Raw genomic sequence first — 17813 nt, forward strand, 5'->3', positions numbered from 1 at the left:
CGTTAGTGCTCCGCTGAATCCGCCCCCGTAGGCGCGGGATCCGGCGGGTCTCCCTCAAAGCCGTTCGCCCAGTAACGGCCGCGCAGCGAAAGGTTCTGCAGCATCCCGGTGGCCTCTTCCGCCGACATCGGCGCCGGGTCCGTTTCCAGCCACCAACGCAGGACGGCCAGCTGTTCCCCGACCCACGCCCTGGCCAGCACGCCGAGGTCGATGCGGGGCTTGACATCGTGGTGGTCGGCCCGGGACTTGAATACCGAGCACACCGCGTCGATGCGCGCGTCGGTGAACTGCCGCAGTGCCCGGCCGTCGCCCTCGCCGCGCAGGATGAGCAGGTACAGGTCCCGGTTCTCGCGGGCGTGGCGGAACAGTTCCAGCGCCGGTTTGCCGGTGAAGCCCACTGAGGACGCCGGGACCAGCGGGCGCAGCCGTTCGTCCAGTTCCTCCTGGAGTTCGGTGACGACGTGCCGCAGCAGGGCGTCCTTGTCCGGGTAGTGGCTGTAGAACGTCGCGCGGCCCAGGTCGGCCCGTTCGGTGATGTCCTCCACCGTCACGTTGGCGTATCCGCGTTCGAGCACCAGCGACACCAGCGCGTCGCGGAGCAGCCCGCGGGTGCGGCGGGTCCGTCGGTCAGTCGTCGGCAAGGGGCCCCCTTCGGTCGTTGCCGGCCCGAGTGTAGCGAACTGTTGACACCGCGACTGTTAATAGACACAGTGTTCAGCATTGGTCAATCTGACGGAAAACAGGGAGTCGGCGTGAACCTGGGCAGCTATGTCACCCGTGCCAGCACGTTCTGGCCCGATCAGCAGGCGCTGGTGTGCGGGGAGCGGCGGTGGTCCTACCGCGAGCTGGAGGAGCGGACGAACCGGCTGGCGTCCGCGCTGCTCGCGTCCGGCGTCGAGCCCGGGCAGGCGGTCGCCACCTTCTCCGGCAACAGCGCGGAGCTGGTCGAGACCGAGATCGCTTGCTACAAGGGCGGTTTCCTGCGCGTGCCGATCAGCGCGCGGCTGTCCGCGGGCGAGGTCGAGCACATCCTGGCGGACGCGGACGTGCGGGTGCTGCTGGTCGACGCCGAGCACGCCGAAGCGGCGCAGAAGGCGGCTGCCGGGACGGCGTGCGCGCTGATCGACTACGACGGCCGCACGCCGGATGCCCGCTCCTATGCCGACGTGCTGGCGGCGGGGTCGCCGGAGCCGGTCGCGGTCGAGGTGAGCGCGGACGACCCGTCGGTTCTGCACTTCACTTCCGGGTCCACCGGGAAGCTCAAGGCCGCCGTGCAGACGAACGGGAACCGGCTGGCGAACATGCGCAAGCGGCTGATGAGCCCGGAAGGCGCGCCGTCCGCGGCGGAGCGGTATCTCGCGGCCGGTCCGATCACGCACGCCACCGGAATGGGCTTGCTGGCCGCTTTCTCCCGCGGGGCGACCGCGGTGGTGCTGCCGCGGTTCGGTGCGGTGGAGTTTCTGGAAGCGGTCGAGAAGGAGCGGATCACCTCGACGTTCCTGGTGCCGGTGATGCTGAACATGGTGCTGTCGCATCCCGGCCTGGGCGACTTCGACCTCTCCTCGCTCCGCTGCCTGCGAGTGGGCGGCGCGCCGGTGTCGCCGCAGCGGTTGCGCGACGCGGTCGCGGCGTTCGGCCCGGTCGTGATGCAGGGGTACGGCCAGGGCGAGACCACCAGCGGCGTCACGGTGCTGACCTGCGCCGACGTGATGCGCGGGATCGAGGAGGACCCGGAGCTGCTGTCCTCGGCCGGGCGGCCGTTGTTCGACTCCGAGGTCCGGGTAGTCGACGACGAGGGCAGTCCGGTGCCCGCCGGCGAGCTCGGCGAGGTGGTGGTGCGCGGGCCGGACTGCGTGACCGAGTACTGGCACGAACCGGACCTGTCCGCGGAGACGTTCCGCGACGGCTGGGTCTACACCGGCGATATCGGCTACCTGCGTGCCGACGGATATCTGTTCATTGTGGACCGCAAGAAGGACATGATCATTTCCGGCGGCTACAACATCTTCTGCACCGAAGTGGAATCCGTGCTCTACGAACATCCTGCGGTTTCCGAGGCGTGCGTGGTGGGCGTGCCCGACGAGAAGTGGGGCGAAGCGGTGAAGGCGGTTGTCGTCCGCCGTTCCGACGCGACCGCCGAGGAACTGATCGAGTTCTGCGCGGAACGGTTGGCACGCATCAAAAAACCCCGCTCGGTGGATTTCGCCGACGAACTCCCGGTGAACCGCAACGGCAAGATCGACCGGCGCGCGGTGCGGGACCGGTATTGGGCGGGCGAAGCCCGGAAAGTCCACTGAGGAGGCCCCGCATGTCCTTCACCCTCACCCCGGCCTACGACGACAACCCGCGGCTCGCGGAACTCGTCGGCCGGCTGCGCGAATACCTGGCGGGCGAACTCGCCGACTACGAGGCCACGCTCGGGCTGACCCCGGAGACCCCGCTGACCCGGGCCATGATCGAACCGGTGTGGAAACGCTGTCGCGAACTGGGTTTCTACGGCGTCCACCTGCCCAGCGAGTACGGCGGCCTCGACCTGAGCTACACCGAACTCGCTGCGCTCAAGGAGGAGGTCGGCGCGTCCGGCCGGATCCTCTACCACTGCGTCCTCGGCGACTTCGGCGGCCCGCTGCGCGCCGGCGCGATCTTCACGACGGCCACCGAGGAACAGCGCGAGCGGTATCTGCTGCCGGTGGTCCGCGGGGAACGCGCGTGCTGTTTCTCGCTCACCGAAACCAATGCCGGGTCGGACGTGCGGGCCATGCGCACCGCGGCGACCCCGGACGGCGACGGCTGGCGGATCAGCGGCCACAAGGTGTTCTCCTCGGCGGGACCGATCGCGGACTTCTCCGTGCTGGTCGCCCGGATGGCGGGGGAGGACGAGAGCTACTCGGCCTTCCTGGTCGACCTGGATTCGCCGGGCTGCACGGTCGCCGACGGCGAGGTTCCGATGTCCGGCCAGCACGTCGAGTCCGACATCATCCTCGACAACTGCTACGTCGGCCCGCAGCAGCTGCTCGGCCGCGTGGGGGACGGGCTGCGCATCGGGCTCGGCCGGGTCACCACCAACCGGCTGCTGCACTGCCCGACGGTGCTCGGCCACGCCCGTCGCGCGCTGGAACTCACCATCGAATTCGCCCGCACCCGCCAGGTGTTCGGCGGCCCGCTGGCGGCGCTGCAGTCGATCCAGCACAAGATCGCCGACATGGCCACCGCGTACTACGCGGCCCGCGCGATGACGTACGACGCACTGTCCGAATTGGACTCCGGGAGCAAGCCGAGCACGGAGGCGTTCATGTGCAAACTGTTCGTGGCGGAGAACGCCTTCCGCATCGCGGACGAAGCGGTGCAGATCCACGGCAAGGCCGGGCTCGTGCGCGGGGCCGAGGTGGAGTGGCTGTTCCGGCGGCTGCGGATGTTCCGCGTGCTGACCGGATCGTCGGAGATCCAGAAGAACGGCATCGCCAAAGCCCTGCTCCAGCCGTCCGGGACGCAGCGGTGAAGCCCGCCGGGACCAGGCCGCGTCCGGCCGCGCCGGCGGACGGGGCCGCGGGGAGCACTTGGCTGCGCCGCTGGTCGGTGGTGGGCATGCTGCTGCTGTTCATGCTGATCAACTACGGCGACAAGACCGTCCTCGGGCTGGCCGCGCGTCCGATCATGCACGAGTTCGGGCTGAGCCCGTCGCAGTACGGGTTGCTGTCCAGTTCGTTCTTCTTCTTGTTCAGCGTGTGCGCGCTGGCGGTCGGCCTCGCGTCGAGCCGGATTTCGACCCGGTGGATCCTGCTGGTGCTCGCGCTGGTCTGGGCGGTCACGCAGGTTTCGGTTGTCGCCGCGAGCGGGATCGGGCTGTTGCTGGTGAGCCGGATCGCGCTCGGCGCCGCCGAAGGACCGGCGCAGCCGATGGCGCTGCACGCCGCGCACAGCTGGTTCCCCAACGCCAAACGCAACATCCCGAGCGCGCTGATCGTCGGCGGCGGCGCGCTGGGCGGGGCGATCGCGACCCCGCTGCTCACCGTGGTGATCGTGCACTTCGGCTGGCGGGCCGCGTTCCTGGCGATGTTCCTGGTCGGCTGCGTGTGGTGCGTGCTGTGGCTGGTGATCGGCCGCGACGGCCCGGTCGACCGCGCCCCGGCCGGCGCGGCACCGGTCCCGGCCGCCCGCGTCCCGTACCGGCGGATCCTGCTCTCCGGGACGTGGCTCGGCGGGTTCACCGGAGCGTTCGGCGCGTACTGGACCTCCACGCTGATGGTCGCCTGGCTGCCCACCTACCTGGAAACCGCGCTCGGCTACAGCACCGGCGAGGCGGCCGCGATCGCGACGATTCCGTGGCTGGCCGGGCTGATCCTGACCTTCGCGCACGGCGCGATCACCCAGTGGCTGCTGCACCTCGGCGTGCCCAGCCGGATCGCCCGCGGCATTCTCGGCGGGTGCGTGCTGATCCTGGCGGGCTTGGCGATGGTGCTGCTGCCGACGGTCACGCAGCCCGCGCTGCGGATCGTCCTCATCGCGGTCGCGTTCAGCTTCCACGGCGTCACCTTCGCCAACGGCCAGACGGTCAACAGCGAAATCAGCCCGCCGGCCCAGCGCGGCGCGGTGCTGTCGGTCAGCGTCGCGCTGGTCACCATCGCCGGACTGCTCGCGCCCTACGTCACCGGCCGGCTGGTCGAGGCCGCAAACGGGCCGGCTGCCGGATTCGCGACCGCCTTCGCCATTCCCGGAGTCCTGATGATGGCGGGCGGGCTGGCCGCCCTGTTCTTCGTCCGTCCGGAACGCGACGCCCGGCGCATCGCGGCACTCGCCGTAGCCAAGGAGAAACCGTGACCAACCCGTACACAGTGGACAACGCGTACTGGAGCCGCGGTTACGTCGACCCGGCGTTCGTCCGCCTCGGCATGACCCGCGCCAGGGAAACCGGCCCGACCCGGCGGGTGTGGCGCGGCGCGGGCCCGCGCTGGGACCTGCGCGAGGACCACGAAGACCTGGACAACCTGCTAGTCACCCCGCGGACCGGGGACCCGGCCGTCAAGCTCACCGAATTCCTCGCCGCCGCGGAGACCGACGCGATCCTGGTGGCGCACCGGGGAAAGATCGTCTATGAGCGGTACTTCCACGGCATGCGGCCCCACGACGTGCACCTGTCCGCGTCGGTGGCGAAGTCGTGGACCGGGCTGCTCGCCGCGCTGCTCATCGACGAAGGCGTGCTTGACGCCGATCAGCCGTTGTCCCACTACGCGCCCGAGCTCGGCGGCACGGCGTTCGGCGACGCCACGATCCACCACCTGCTGCACATGGGCACCGTGATGGACTATGGCGGTCGGCCATTCTGCAAACCCCTTGAAGCGCAACGGTATTTCGCCGCGGTCGGCATCGTGCCTCGTCCGGCCGGGTTCACCGGACCCACGAGCGTCAAGGAACATCTCGCTACCGCGCGGGCCGTCGCACCGCCGGGAACCGAATTCCGCTACGACAACGGCAACACCGAGGCCGTCGCCGAAGCCCTTCGCCGCGTCACCGGGGTCAGCCTCGCCGATCTCTGGAGCGAACGGGTCTGGGCCCGGCTGGGCGCGGACGAGGACGGCGCGTACTGCCTGGACTCCACCGGGACGGAGATCGCTTGCGGCCGCTACAGCGCTACCTTGCGCGATCTGGCCCGGCTAGGGGAGATGCTGCGCCGCGGCGGGACGGTCGGTGATCGGCAGCTCGTGCCGGAACACATCGTCGCCGACCTGACCAACGTGCCGCCGGGCCCCGCTCAGCGCGCTCTGCCGACCGGTGGCGCGCGGCCGATCGGGTACCACAATTTCTGGTGGGTCCCCGGCGACGGCCACGGCACGTTCGGCGCGCGCGGCATCCACGGGCAGCGGCTGCAGGTCAGCCCGGGGCGGGAACTGGTGATCGCCCACTACGGATCGCACGTGATGTCGCCGTCCGTTCCGGTGCCGGCGCTGGAAGCGGTGTTCGCCCAGATCGGCGACCATCTGACCGGATAAGATAGACCGTTCTCTCTGCTAGCGTGGGTTTGTGGTGCAGAAGATCCGGGTGTCCGAAGCGAGGTCGAGGCTGCTCGCGACGGCCACCCGGATCTTTTACGCCGAGGGCCTCCACTCGGTGGGCGTCGACCGGATCGTGGCGGAGGCGAAGGTCACCCGGGCCACGATGTACCGGCATTTCCCGGGAAAAGAAGACCTCGTCGTCGCGTATCTCCAGGGCGTGTCCGAGATGGAGCGCGAGGGGATCGGCAAGATCCTCGCGGGCAATCCGCCACCGGCCGACGCCCTGCGCGCCGTCGCCGAGTGGATCGCCGAGAGCATCCAGTCGGCGCACTTCCGGGGCTGCGCGTTCCTCAACGCCGCGGCGGAGTATCCGGACCCCGAACATGCCGTGCACCAGGCTGTCCTGGCGCACCGAGAGTGGTTCCTCCGCACAGTCACGGACCTGCTCGCGGAGATCGGCACGTCCGCGCCGGAGCCCGCGGCACGGCATTTCGTGATGCTGCGCGACGGTGCGATGGCCTCGGGCTGCCTGACGGACTCGGCCGAGGTCGGCGACACATTCCTCCAGGGCGTCGACGGCATCCTGCGACATCGCCTCGGCGCCGCGAAGCGCCCGTAACACTTCTGAAAGACCGGTGGGCGTTGACGCCGCCACTCGGTTGCCGACAAGCTCAGAGAGAACGAACGTTCTATCTCTCTGGGCTCTCGGAAGGATCATCGTGACCATCGTTGACTCGCCCGCCGGAACCGCTCCGGCGTTGCGCCGCCTGTACTTCGTGCGGTTCGCCTTCGCCGTCGTCTGGGCCGCGCTCCTGTTCCTCACGTCCAAGACGGCTGTCGGCCCGATTGGGGTGGTCCTGGTCGTCGCGTATCCGCTGTTCGACGTCGCCGCCGCGGTCGTGGACGCACGCTCGTCCCGTGCCGCCGGGCTGTACGTGAACATCGCGATCAGCCTGCTGGCGGGGATCGGCCTCGCGATCGCCAGCGCGTCCGGCGTCCCGGCGGTGCTGCGGGTCTGGGGCGCCTGGGCGGTGGTGGCCGGTCTTGTCCAGCTGATCGTGGCCGTCGGCAGGCGCGGGATGGGCGGTCAGTGGCCGATGATCCTCAGCGGCGGCATCTCGGTGCTGGCCGGGGCGAACTTCATCCTCAGCGCGGGCGCGCCGAACCCGTCGCTGGCCACCGTGGCCGGGTACGCGGTGCTGGGCGGGATCTTCTTCCTGGTCTCGGCGATCCGGATCAGGCGAGCGTGAGGAAGAGCTTCTCCAGCTGTTCCTCGGTCATGGCGGCCTCGTTGCCTTCGCTGTCGGCGGAGACGCAGTCGCGCAGGCCGCTCGCGATGATCTTGAACCCGGCCCGGTCGAGCGCGCGGGAAACCGCGGCGAGCTGGGTGACCACGTCCTTGCAGTCACGGCCCTCGTCGATCATCGCGATGACCCCGGCGAGCTGGCCCTGCGCGCGGCGGAGCCGGTTGCGGACCTGGGTGACGGTGTCCTGGTCGCCGATCATGGCTGGTCTCTCCCTGGTTGGCCGGTGGAAGTCACGAGTGGTCAGGAACGGTTCTTGCGCCATGGCCACGACCGGCGCGGACGCGGTTCGGCGGGATGCCCCGGGCACCACTGTCCGGCCGGGACGGTCGCCTTGACCTGGTCGACGTGCTGGCCGCATCCGGCCCACGTGGTTTTGCCGCAGGTGAGGCACGCGACGGGACGGCACATGGTCATCCTTCCGGGATCGTCGGGGCGCCGGTGCGCGGACGGCGGAATTCGGCGAACGCCGGGACCGCGGCGGTCGTGCGCAGGGCGTCGAGCAAGCTGCGCCCCTCGGCCGGGGCGGGCAGTTCGGTGAGCACCGGGCCGAAGAACGCCCGGCCGTCGATCGCGGTGATCGGGCTTCCGCCGGTTTCGCCGAGCGCGTCCTGGCTCTCCTGGTGCGCACGGCGGACGGACGGGTCCGCGTCGGTGGAATTCGCTTGCTGGGCAAGGTCTTCCGGCAATTCCGCGTCGCGCAAGGCCGCGCGAAGCAGCGCGTTGTCCAGCGGCTGCCGCTGCTCGTGAATCCGGCGGCCGAGCGCGACGTGGAACCGGGCGGCGGCGGCCGGGTCCGCGATCGCGGCGCGGACCCGGCCCGCGTGCAGCGAGTCCTCGACCCGCTGACGGTGGCCTTCCTCGACGGTGTTGCCCTCGTTGAGCACGGCGAGGCTCATCGGCCGCACGGAGAATTCCGCGCCCGTGTCGGCGAGCCAGCGGTAGGCGAGCCAGGCGAACGGGCAGACCGGGTCGCCGTAGAGCACCACGTCGGTCATGTCAGCTCCCGATCGAGCGCGTCGAGTGCGGATTCGAGCCGCGCGGCAGCCTCCGCGGCAACGTCGGCGACGCCTGCCTCCGGCGCGACCTCGGCCATGACAGCGGGGTTGATCGCCTCGACGACCGTGCCCTCGGCCCCGTTCTCGCGGACCACCACGTTGCAGGGCAACAGCAATCCGATCTCGCGGGTCGCGGTCAGCGCGCGGTGGGCGAGCGGGGGATTGCACGCGCCGAGGATGGTGTAGCGCTCCATCCGCTCGTCCAGCTTCTCGCGCATCGTCGCCTGCACGTCGATCTCGGTCAGCACGCCGAAACCGGCGTCCGCGAGCGCGGTTCGCGTCTTGGTCATCACGTCGTCGAAACCCGCGTCTCGGTAGGTACGGGACAAACCCAGCTCCATGGCGGCTCCTTTCCTCGGTCCCCACCATACCCCCGGGGGCATTGGCTATGCCCCCGGGGGTATCGGTCGCTGGGGCGCTGTCCGATGTGCGGCAGCTTGTAGCCGCTTGCCCGGCCCGCACTGTGACCGCCTCGCCCACGCGGGGACAAGCCGGGATTCTTGGCTTAGCCTCACCGTCGTGCCGCTGGGTGTTCAGCGCGCACTCTCGAACCCGCACCACGTTAAGGACGCCATGACGACCGTCAACGGCCTGCCGGCCCACATCCTGCTCGTGCACGCGATCGTCGTGCTGCTGCCGTTGAGCGCACTGCTGCTGGTGCTGAGCAGCGTCTGGCCGAAAGCACGCGGCAAGCTCGCCGGTCCGAACGCCGTGCTGGCCGTGGTCGTGGTGATTCTGGTCCCGATCACCACGAACGCCGGGGAATGGCTCGAACGCCGGGTTGCGCAGACACCGTTGCTGCGCGACCACACCGAACTGGGCGACACGGCGCTCTGGGTCGCGATCCCGGTCGCTGTGCTCGCGCTTGTGGTGTGGTGGCGGGAGCGGGAAAACACCCGTTTGTCGGCGGATACCGACGATTCGCCCGTCGCGGGTCGCCGGACTTATCTCGCACCCGCGTCGACGAAAGTCACGGCAGCCGTCGCGGTGGTCGCGGTCTTGGCGGCCGGTGCGGCCGTCTACGACATGTACCGCATCGGCGATTCCGGTGCGCGGGCCAGCTGGCAAGGGAACTTCAGCGAGAACGCCGCTCCGCGCCACGCGCGTTAGCGGGCCGGGTTTTCCTGCCGGTAGCCGAGAAGAAGGGCGATCAAGTCGGCCCGCCCTTGGCTGAGGTCTGGCGGCGCGGGCGGCGGCGTGTGCTGAGTCCGGGCGCGGACCGCGCGGACGAATTCCCGGACTCGGGCCGGAGAGGGGACTAGCTCCCCGCCGAGGCAAGCCACGAGGATCAGGTCCTCGCCGGAATGGGTTTCGATGGCGAACGACCAGCCGTGCCGTTCGTCCCACAGCAGCGCGGTGTCGCGTCCGGGATGGACGGAGAGGTGACCGTCGAGCGCGAGATAGGCCGACATCGGCGAATCGAGATCGATGGTGCAGGATTCCGGGCCGACGCCCGCCGCGGCGCTCACCGCGTCGAGATAGGCGGTCAGTCCGCAGATCAGACGGTATTCGTGGTCGGTGGTCAAGGGCTGGACGGTCATCGGTGCTCGTTTCCGCCGCCGCGTCGAACGGCGGTCCGCTTCAGGCTGCGCGCCGGGCGAATGGCGGACTAGGGCCGAAGGTCACCTGGCCAGGCGCCGCCGGAAGCAACCGGTGACGTTGGTCCCTGCGCTCGGTGGCTTGCGGCCGGTGCGCGAAGAGCGGCAGCCGGGGTTGGCTCGGGTCGTTCGCCATGACAGGAGTGGCCGCCATGGAAAAGACAGCGACCGGGGAGTGGACGCTCGCCGAGGCGGAGGTGCTGGGCCGTTCTGTCTTGCGTTTCCCCTCGGCGCACGACACGCAGCCCTGGCGAGTCGAGCTGATCGACGGTGCGGTGCTGCTGCGTGAGCGCGTCGACGTCACGCTGCCCCGGCGCGATCAGGCGATGTCCTGCGGGACGGCGCTCGCGAACTTGGAGCTGGCGGTCCGGGTGCTCGGCAGGCGCGCGGAAATCACCGTGCTGCCGGACCCGGAGCAGACCGACATCGTCGCGCGGGTCGAGGCGGCGGAGCCATTGCCGCCGACGGACCAGGAACTTCGGCGGTACGGCGCGATCATGGTGCGGCGGAGTCACCGCGGGGCGTTCACCGGGCTGCCGGTCAGGGCGGAGCAGACCGCCCGAGTCGCGGCGGCCGCGGCGACGACCGGGGCGGAGGCGATCCGGCTCGACGGGGTGGAGCGGCTCGCGAGGTTCTTCGGCCACGCCGCCCGGGCGCTCCGGGGCGATGCGGCGGGAACGTGGTTTGCCGCGCTGCCGCCCGTCGCCCCGGAGCTGTTCCTGCTGCGGGAACGGCTCGAGGCCGAAACGGTGCTGCTTTTCACGACGCCCGGCGACGCGCGCATCGACCACATCCGGGCCGGTTACGCACTGGAGCGCTGCTGGCTCGAAGGGGTGACCCTCGGCCTCGCTGGCGCGGTTCTGACCCAGCCGCTGCGGGTGCCGGGGGTCCGGTCAGCGCTGTGCGAGGACTATCGGCTCGCTGGGTTTCCGCAGGCTCTGCTGCGGTTGGGCCGTTCGACGCGGGTGGCTCCGGCGAGTCTGCGGCGCGGGGTCGCTGAGGTGTTGGGCGAGCGGTGGGTGCGTCAAAGCCGCAGGCCGGTTCCGTGAACGCCGATGGTCCCTCGAATTCGGGACGACCCGACGAGCTGCCGACCCGCGCGACGGTGGTCGCCGTGTTGTCAGGCGCCAGGCGAGGGCGATGATGTTGCCGGGTGCCCGCGCTGGACGGGCACCCGGCAGGCTCAGTCGAAGTCGGCGTACCGGCGGTCCCGCCACGCGAGGGCCGCGCCGAGTCCGCGGGTCGCGACGAGTTCGGTGAACTCTGCCCGCTCCGGTGTCGAGGCCGAGTTCAGCACCGCCGCGATGTCGTGGTTCGCGGCGACGGCGTCGCGCAGTCCCATCGCCTCGTACGCTCGGGTCAGCGCGCGTTTGGTGTAGCGCAGAATGGACAGCGGGGTCAGGGCGATCTTCCGCGCTAGCTTGTCCACAGTGGACTCCAGCTCGGCGGCGGGTACGACGCGGTTCACCATGCCGAGTTCGAGCGCGCGCCGGGCGTCCACCACATCGCCGGTGTACAGCAGTTCGTTGGTCGCCTTCTGGCCGAGCAGGAACGGCATCAGCAACGTCACCGGGCCGGACCCGAAGCGGATCTCGGGCTCGCCGAAGTGCGCGTCCTCGGCGGCGACGAGCAGGTCGCACGCCATCGCGAGCTCGCAGCCGCCGGCGAGGCACCAGCCCGACACCGCGCCGACGACCGGCTTTCCGAGCCCCCACACCTTCATGGTCAGCCCGATGTTGTTCTCCAGGCCAGCGTGCCATTGCTCGGCCGTCGAGATCCCCGCTTCGACCTCCTGCGAGATGTCGTAGCCGACGCTGAACGCCCGCTCGCCGCCGCGCAGGACGACGACCTTCACCGTGTCGTCCTGTTCGGCCTCGTCCAGCGCCTCGGTCAGTTCCTGCATGAGCTCGACGGACAGGGCGTTGAGCTTTTTCGGCCGGTCGATGGAGATCCAGGCGGTTTCGCCGCGGAGTTCGGTTCGGATGAAGCTGGTCATCGGGCGCCTCCAGGGGTGTCGGGGGAGAGGACAGTTCCGTCGGCGTGGCGGGCGCGCAGGGCGCGTTTGTCCACTTTGCCCACGGGAGTCAGCGGCAGGCGCTCGACGCAGGTGAACGCGTCGGGCACCCAGAACGCCGGGAATCGTTCGGCGACATGGGCTCGCAGCTCGGTTTCGTCGACCAGGCGGCCTTGCCGGGGCACCAGCACGGCTACCGGGCGCTCCGTCCACTTGGGATCGGCGCGCGCCACGACGGCCGCGGCGGACACCGAAGGGTGGGTGCAGAGGTGTTGTTCGAGCTGCGCGGACACGATCCATTCGCCGCCGGACTTGATGAGGTCCTTGGCGCGGTCGTGCACCGCCAGCCGCCCTTCTTCGTCGAGCGACGCGACATCGCCGGTGTCGAACCAGCCGTCCCGGTCGCCGACGACGAACGGTCCGCGTACCTGGAGCGCCCCTTGTTCGCCAGGCGACCCGGAAACTCCGTCGATCCGTGCCTCCAGCAGCGGGACGAACCTTCCGGCGCGGACGCTCGGGTCGGTGCGTTCGTAGGTGCTGACCGCGAGCGTCTCGGTCATGCCCCAGGCGGTCGCGACTCCGGCGCCGAGGACGTTCCGGACCAGGTCGACGACCGAACGCGGGACCGCGCTGCCGCCGGTGAGGACTTCGCGCAGCGCGGCCGGCGGCGCGGTGCCCAGTTCGGCGAGGTGGCGGCAGACGTCGAACCACACGGCCGGCACCGCCGCGGCCACCGTGACTCGTTCGGCACTCAGCATCGCGGCGATTCGCGCCGGTGCGAGGTCGTGGCCGGGGAGCACCAGCGACGCCCCGGTGAGCGCGGCGACGAACGGCAGGCCCCACCCGTTGACGTGGCAGAACGGCACCAGCGGCAGCACCCGGTCCCCGGCCCGCAGCCCGGAGGCGTCGGCCGCGCTCTGGCTGAGCGCGTGCAGTACGACGTCCCGGTGCGTCACCTCGTAGCTCTTGGCCGGACCGGTCGTCCCGCTGGTGTGGAAGCGGAACGCGGTGGCGTCCTCGCGCAGACGCGGCAGTTCGGTTTCGACATCCGCGGCGAGTTCTGCTGCGGCGGCGACCGTGATCCCGTGCTCGGCGAGCTCGGCGGCTGCTGCCCGGACCGCCGGTCCGACCGAGCGGTGGTCGAGCGCTTCCTGGCCGACCACCAGCAGATCGGTCCGCGAACGATCGGCCCGCGCGACCATCGCCGCGCTGTCGAGCCGGAGGTTCAGGCTGGTGAGCGTCGCGCCGAGGAGCGGGACCGCGTACATCAGCTGGAGGTGTTCGAGGGTGTTGAACGCCAGCACCGCGACGCGGTCGCCCTCGCGGATTCCGTACCGCCGGTGCAGGCCCGCCGCCGTCCGGGCAATCGCGTCGGCGAGCTCGGCGAACCGGAGCCGGGTGCCGTCGGCGACGACCTCGGATCCGGGGTGGATGTGCTTCATCCGCCAGACGAGATGGGCGAGGGTGAGCGGGACGCTCATGATTCCGCCAGCGTCGTGGTGACCTCCACCGGGCCGGCGAGGGTGTCGCGGATCGGCGACCGGCGCTGTACCGCGGCGGTCAATTCGGCGAGTTCCTCCCGGGTCGCGGTGGGCGAGGCGGCGTGCACGGTCACGCGGATCTGGCGTGCACCCGGCCGGGCGTCGTCGTCGAGGCCGAGGAACGCCTGGAGGTCGAAGTCCGCCTCCAGTTCCAGACGCAGCGAGGACAGCTCGATGCCGCGGGCGGTCGCGTTGGCGGCGAAGGTGACCGAGTAACACCCGGCCAGCGCCTGGAGGATGTACTCGGCGGGGCTGGCCGCGCGGTCGGTGCCGAGCAGCGCGGCGGGCTCGTCGGATTCCAGGACGTAGCGGGCGGTCCGGCCCGGAACCGCGGCTCCGGCCTGGCGGAGGTCGCCGGTGGTGGCGCGCTGGTGGCAGCCGTGCTGCCAGTCCGCGTCGAGGGTGAAGGTGACCTGGGCGAGTTCGGGCTGCTGCCGGACGGCCTCGATGGTGGCGGCGAGCGCGTCGCGGTCGATTCCGTTGGGGGCGGGGGCGGTCTGAGTCATCGGAGTTCTCCCATTTCGCTCGTGCGGTCGCGGGGTCCAGCAGCGACAGCCGGGTGTTCCGTGCTGGTGCGGAAGGTTTCGGGGGCGAGGTAGGCGCAGACGCCGGTGATGACGCTGAGCACCAGGCAGTAGCCGACGACGAGCCACGGCCTGCCGTTGTTCGCGACGAGCAGGCTGCTGGCGATTAGCGGGGCGAGGCCGCCGGACAGCACGGAGCCGAACTGGTAGCCCATCGACGCGCCGCTGTAGCGCACGCCCGCCGGGAACATCTCGGCGAAGAACGCGGCCTGCGGCCCGTACATGGCGTCGTGGAACAGATTGATCCCGACGACCATGCCGACGGTGACCAACAGCGGATTCCCGGTGTCCGCCAAGAGAAAGAACGGTGCGATGAACACCGCGCTCGTGACGGTGCCGAAGAGGTACAGCGGGCGGCGGCCGTAGCGGTCGGACAGCCACGCCCAGGCCGGGACGGTGACGAGGCTGAGCGCCGACGCCACCAGCACCGCCCGAAGGCCGACCTCGTCGTCGGCGGAGCGGGCGATGTAGGCGATGCCGAAGGTCGTGTACAGGTAATAGAGCGCGTTCTGGGACAGCCGCATGCCCGCGGTGAGCCAAACCGGACGACGCTGCGTCCGCATCAGCTCGGCGAGCGGGCGCTCGGGAAGCCGGTTTTCCTGTTTCATCCGGACGAACGACTCGGGTTCGGCGAGTTTCGCGCGGATCAGCAGGCCGACCGCGACGAGCGCGCCGCTGGCGAGGAACGGGACGCGCCAGCCCCACGAGAGGAACTGCTCGGCGGTGAGCAGCGTCCGGCCGAGGGTGAACGCGCCGGCCGCCATGAGCATGCCCGCGGAGACGCCGATCTGGGTGAAGCTGCCGTAGAACCCGCGCCGTCCGGAGGGCGCGCTTTCGACCGAGACCAGCGCCGCGCCACCCCATTCGCCGCCGACGCCGAAGCCCTGGGCGAGCCGCAGGAACACGAGCAGCACCGGCGCGGCGACGCCGATCGAGGCGTACGTCGGAAGCAGCCCGACCAGCGCGGTGGCGCAGCCCATGATCAGCAGCGAGGCGACGAGCATCGCCTTGCGCCCGATCCGGTCGCCGACGTGCCCGCCCACGAGCGCGCCGAGCGGCCGGGCCAGGAACCCGACCGCGTAGGTGCCGAACGCGGCGATCAGCCCGAGCGAAGGGTCGGCGCCGGGGTAGAAGAGCGGGCCGAATACGAGCGCCGCGGCGCTGCCGTAGAGGAAGAAGTCGTACCACTCGATGGTGGTTCCGATGAAACTGCCGAGCGCGACCATGCGTGCCGAGGGGGTGCGCCGCGTCGTTGCCTGCGCCATGGTTCTCACCGTTCTGTGGTCGGTGGAAGTGCGGTGACACCAGGAAAACAGCGGGTCCGGCGGCGATCAACGACCAGTTTTCCGCAGTGCTGTGCAGATTCGCACAGGGTTGGTCGTCGGTCCATTGTGGACGGTGGAGGAGGGCGCGTTGGCGGGGGAGGAGGAGCGAGCAGCTGTTACCCCCCGCCGGTTCATCATGGACAGTCGAGAAGGGCGCGTTCCCGGACCAGCCCGTCGATGGCCGCCGCCATGGCGCGCACGCGGGCCAGCCGGGCGAGCGCGTGCGGAACAAGCAGCCAATAGCTGTGCGGCACCGCATGCGGAAAGGTCTCGACCGGCCGCAGCCCGGCGGTGCGGTCGCCGATCCACGACGGCAGAAAAGCGAATCCCAGCCCCTGGCGGGCGGCGCAGATCTGGCCGGAGATGGTGTCGGCCCGGTATTTCGGGCGGGCCGAGGGCACGGCCCGGAACAGCGTTTCGAGCGTTGGGGCGCAGAGCGCGTCCTCGGTGTACCAAAGGAAAGGCGCGTCGGCGAGGTCGTCGGCGGACGCGATCGGCGCGTAGTTTTCCAGCAACGCCGGAGCGGCGTACAGGCGCAGTTCGTAGTTCGCCAGCAGCCGCGCGTCGACGGCGCGGGTGCTGGGGCGTTCGATGGCGATCGCGAGGTCGAACTCCCGCGTGCTGAGCGACGCGTGGACGTTCGCGATCACGAATTCCAGCGACAGCGACGGAAACTCGCGCGCCAGCCGGTGCAGGCCGGGGATCAGCAGGAAGGTGCCGAAGCCGTCGGGGGCGGTCACGCGGACGGTTCCGGTCAGGTGGTGGCCGGTTTGCAGGCAGTCCTCGCGCGCGGCGAGCACCGCGGCTTCGACCGCTTCGGCGTGCTCGAGCAGTCGCGTGCCTGCCGTCGTGAGCACCCAGCCGCCGGGTTCGCGGTGGAACAGCCGTTGTTCCGCCGTGCGTTCGAGGTGCGCGATGTGCCTGCCCACCGTCGTGTGGTTGAGGCCGAGGTGTTTCGCCGCTTCGGTGAGCCGGCCGCGGCGGGCTACCTCGAGGAAGATGCCCAGGTCGTCGGCGGAGATCATCGGAGTCCTCCCGGCGCGCGGGCCCGGGGGCGGGCGGGCCGCCCCCGGGCGCTGGGTTCAGGCGCGGCCCTGTCCCGGCGCGGCGGCGCCGATCAGCACCGAGACGTTGCCGAACACGTCCTCGCCGCGGCCCATCGCGGCGTGCGCGACCGGCACTTCGGCGAACGGGACCGTCCGGCCGAGCACCGGGTCGATCGTGCCCGCGCGGACCAGGTCGTTGTACGCGACGGCCTGCTCGTCGTTCGTGCCGTGCGAACCTTGCAGCCGCTTCTGCCGCGTCCAGTGGTAGCGCAGGTCCACCATCGCGTCGAAGCCGGTCGTGCCCGCGCAGATCACCACCATCCCGCCGGGGCGGCACAGGAAGATGCTGGTCGGGATCGTCGCCCCGCCGGGGTGCTCGAACACGATCGCCGGGTCCTCGCGGGAACCGGCGATCTCCCACAGCTTCTTCCCGAACGCCCGCGCGCCCTTCGTCCATTCCTTCTGGCCGGCGGCGTCGTCGACCAGCGGCGGCACGCCCCAGTGGCCGAACTCGCGGCGGTTGAGGTAGCCGATCGCGCCGTGCTTCATCGCGAACGCGCCGCGCTCGTCGTCGGAGACGACCGCCACGGCGCGGCCGCCGGCGGCGCGCACCATCTGGCAGGCCTGCGTGCCGAGCCCGCCGGAACCGCCCCAGACCAGCACGAGATCCCCGTCCTGCAGGGTGTTTCCGGCCCAGCCGTAGAGCATCCGGTACGCCGTCGTCCCGACCAGCGTCGGCGCCGCCGCCTCCTCCCACGACAGGTGCTCGGCCTTCGGCAGCACCTGGTGCGCCTGCACCCGGGCGAACTGACCGAACGCGCCGTAGTTCGTGTCGTAGCCCCAGATTTTCGCGCTGGGCGCGATCATCGGGTCCCGGCCCGCCGCGATCCACGGGTCCTGCTCGTCCCACACCCCGGGGTGCACGATGACGTGCTGCCCGATCTCGACGCCGGTCACCCCGGCGCCGACCGCGTAGACGATGCCCGAGGCGTCCGACCCGCCGATGTGGAAGTCTTCCGGCTCCCCGCGCTTCTGCCGCGTCGCGATCTGGTCGACCGGATAGCCGCGCGCGGCCCACACGTTGTTGTAGTTGATCCCGGCTGCCATCACGCCGATCAGCACCTCGCCCGGTCCGAGCCGCGGGGTGTCGACCAGTTCGGGACGGAACGCGTCGGCCGGGTCGCCGAAGCGGTCCTGGCGCACGACCTGCGCGTGCATCCGGGCCGGCACCACGCCCAGCGGCGGCAGCTGGCCGATCGGGACCGGCTCCGCTCCCGGGGTCGCGACGCTCGTGCGTTCTTCGTCGTTCATCAGTGCACTCCTTCGTGAACGGACCGGCGCGCCGCTCGGTCC

General features: G+C 70.7%; 20 protein-coding genes. 8 read left to right on the plus strand and 12 right to left on the minus strand.

The genetic code is table 11. From position 1 onward, the window contains the following. Positions 1 to 2: 2 nt before the first annotated feature. Positions 3 to 641, minus strand: a complete 639-nt coding sequence (locus EIZ44_RS27405) for a TetR/AcrR family transcriptional regulator (protein WP_037806403.1) — start codon at positions 639 to 641, stop codon at positions 3 to 5. Positions 642 to 752: 111 nt separating this feature from the next. Between EIZ44_RS27405 and EIZ44_RS27410 the strand changes: the two genes are divergently transcribed. From EIZ44_RS27410 to EIZ44_RS27435, 6 genes are all read left to right on the plus strand, one after another. Next, positions 753 to 2297, plus strand: coding sequence for an acyl-CoA synthetase (locus tag EIZ44_RS27410; RefSeq protein WP_134732057.1), 1545 nt, complete (start codon positions 753 to 755; stop codon positions 2295 to 2297). 11 nt (positions 2298 to 2308) lie between these two features. Further along, the gene (locus EIZ44_RS27415) at positions 2309 to 3499 is read left to right on the plus strand and encodes an acyl-CoA dehydrogenase family protein (RefSeq protein ID WP_134732059.1); all 1191 of its coding nucleotides are present in this window, start codon (positions 2309 to 2311) and stop codon (positions 3497 to 3499) included. Further along, complete coding sequence (locus EIZ44_RS27420) at positions 3496 to 4818, plus strand: MFS transporter (protein ID WP_134732061.1); 1323 nt, start codon at positions 3496 to 3498, stop codon at positions 4816 to 4818. Before EIZ44_RS27415 ends, EIZ44_RS27420 begins: the two co-directional genes overlap by 4 nt. Beyond that, positions 4815 to 5987: a serine hydrolase domain-containing protein gene (locus EIZ44_RS27425; RefSeq protein WP_134732064.1), complete on the plus strand. Its 1173-nt coding sequence runs from the start codon at positions 4815 to 4817 to the stop codon at positions 5985 to 5987. The genes EIZ44_RS27420 and EIZ44_RS27425 overlap by 4 nt, the downstream gene beginning before the upstream one ends. Positions 5988 to 6036: 49 nt before the next feature. After that, the gene (locus tag EIZ44_RS27430) at positions 6037 to 6609 is read left to right on the plus strand and encodes a TetR/AcrR family transcriptional regulator (RefSeq protein ID WP_134732147.1); all 573 of its coding nucleotides are present in this window, start codon (positions 6037 to 6039) and stop codon (positions 6607 to 6609) included. A 97-nt stretch (positions 6610 to 6706) separates the two neighbouring features. Further along, a complete protein-coding gene (locus EIZ44_RS27435) occupies positions 6707 to 7240 on the plus strand; it encodes a hypothetical protein (protein ID WP_205673331.1) in 534 nt (177 codons plus the stop codon). Here the strand turns inward: EIZ44_RS27435 and EIZ44_RS27440 are convergent. From EIZ44_RS27440 to EIZ44_RS27450, 4 genes are read right to left on the minus strand one after another with little or no spacing between them, the layout of a single operon-like run. Further along, positions 7227 to 7496, minus strand: a complete 270-nt coding sequence (locus EIZ44_RS27440) for a metal-sensitive transcriptional regulator (protein WP_134732068.1) — start codon at positions 7494 to 7496, stop codon at positions 7227 to 7229. The two genes, EIZ44_RS27435 and EIZ44_RS27440, sit on opposite strands and share 14 nt — an antisense overlap. Before the next feature lie 41 nt (positions 7497 to 7537). Continuing rightward, positions 7538 to 7705, minus strand: a complete 168-nt coding sequence (locus tag EIZ44_RS44870) for a DUF8730 family Cys-rich protein (protein ID WP_167754294.1) — start codon at positions 7703 to 7705, stop codon at positions 7538 to 7540. A 2-nt stretch (positions 7706 to 7707) separates the two neighbouring features. Continuing rightward, the gene (locus EIZ44_RS27445) at positions 7708 to 8292 is read right to left on the minus strand and encodes a mycothiol-dependent nitroreductase Rv2466c family protein (protein ID WP_134732070.1); all 585 of its coding nucleotides are present in this window, start codon (positions 8290 to 8292) and stop codon (positions 7708 to 7710) included. After that, positions 8289 to 8693: a DUF302 domain-containing protein gene (locus EIZ44_RS27450; RefSeq protein WP_134732072.1), complete on the minus strand. Its 405-nt coding sequence runs from the start codon at positions 8691 to 8693 to the stop codon at positions 8289 to 8291. Before EIZ44_RS27450 ends, EIZ44_RS27445 begins: the two co-directional genes overlap by 4 nt. Positions 8694 to 8925: 232 nt before the next feature. On the opposite strand from EIZ44_RS27450, the gene EIZ44_RS27455 reads away from it, so the two are divergent. After that, complete coding sequence (locus tag EIZ44_RS27455) at positions 8926 to 9462, plus strand: DUF2231 domain-containing protein (protein WP_134662976.1); 537 nt, start codon at positions 8926 to 8928, stop codon at positions 9460 to 9462. Here the strand turns inward: EIZ44_RS27455 and EIZ44_RS27460 are convergent. After that, a complete protein-coding gene (locus tag EIZ44_RS27460; protein ID WP_134662874.1) occupies positions 9459 to 9893 on the minus strand; it encodes a DUF6292 family protein in 435 nt (144 codons plus the stop codon). The two genes, EIZ44_RS27455 and EIZ44_RS27460, sit on opposite strands and share 4 nt — an antisense overlap. Positions 9894 to 10102: 209 nt before the next feature. Between EIZ44_RS27460 and EIZ44_RS27465 the strand changes: the two genes are divergently transcribed. Next, positions 10103 to 10999, plus strand: a complete 897-nt coding sequence (locus tag EIZ44_RS27465; RefSeq protein ID WP_134732074.1) for a nitroreductase family protein — start codon at positions 10103 to 10105, stop codon at positions 10997 to 10999. A gap of 134 nt (positions 11000 to 11133) precedes the next feature. Here EIZ44_RS27465 and EIZ44_RS27470 read toward each other — a convergent pair whose 3' ends face one another. The 6 genes from EIZ44_RS27470 to ccrA form a co-directional block, all read right to left on the minus strand. Next, a complete protein-coding gene (locus tag EIZ44_RS27470; protein ID WP_134732076.1) occupies positions 11134 to 11946 on the minus strand; it encodes an enoyl-CoA hydratase/isomerase family protein in 813 nt (270 codons plus the stop codon). After that, positions 11943 to 13445, minus strand: a complete 1503-nt coding sequence (locus EIZ44_RS27475; protein ID WP_134732078.1) for an AMP-binding protein — start codon at positions 13443 to 13445, stop codon at positions 11943 to 11945. The genes EIZ44_RS27470 and EIZ44_RS27475 overlap by 4 nt, the downstream gene beginning before the upstream one ends. Continuing rightward, entirely contained in the window at positions 13442 to 14011 is a 570-nt protein-coding gene (locus tag EIZ44_RS27480; protein WP_134732080.1) for an OsmC family protein, read from the minus strand. The genes EIZ44_RS27475 and EIZ44_RS27480 overlap by 4 nt, the downstream gene beginning before the upstream one ends. Beyond that, positions 14008 to 15354, minus strand: a complete 1347-nt coding sequence (locus tag EIZ44_RS27485) for an MFS transporter (RefSeq protein WP_200864364.1) — start codon at positions 15352 to 15354, stop codon at positions 14008 to 14010. The genes EIZ44_RS27480 and EIZ44_RS27485 overlap by 4 nt, the downstream gene beginning before the upstream one ends. A gap of 194 nt (positions 15355 to 15548) precedes the next feature. Next, complete coding sequence (locus EIZ44_RS27490) at positions 15549 to 16439, minus strand: LysR family transcriptional regulator (RefSeq protein ID WP_134732082.1); 891 nt, start codon at positions 16437 to 16439, stop codon at positions 15549 to 15551. A 57-nt stretch (positions 16440 to 16496) separates the two neighbouring features. Beyond that, positions 16497 to 17771 (minus strand): crotonyl-CoA carboxylase/reductase, encoded by a 1275-nt coding sequence (gene ccrA, locus EIZ44_RS27495; RefSeq protein ID WP_134732084.1) that lies wholly within the window; start codon positions 17769 to 17771, stop codon positions 16497 to 16499. Between the last annotated feature and the right edge of the window lie 42 nt (positions 17772 to 17813).

Source organism: Amycolatopsis nivea (genome assembly GCF_004522235.1).
Classification (GTDB): domain Bacteria; phylum Actinomycetota; class Actinomycetes; order Mycobacteriales; family Pseudonocardiaceae; genus Amycolatopsis; species Amycolatopsis nivea.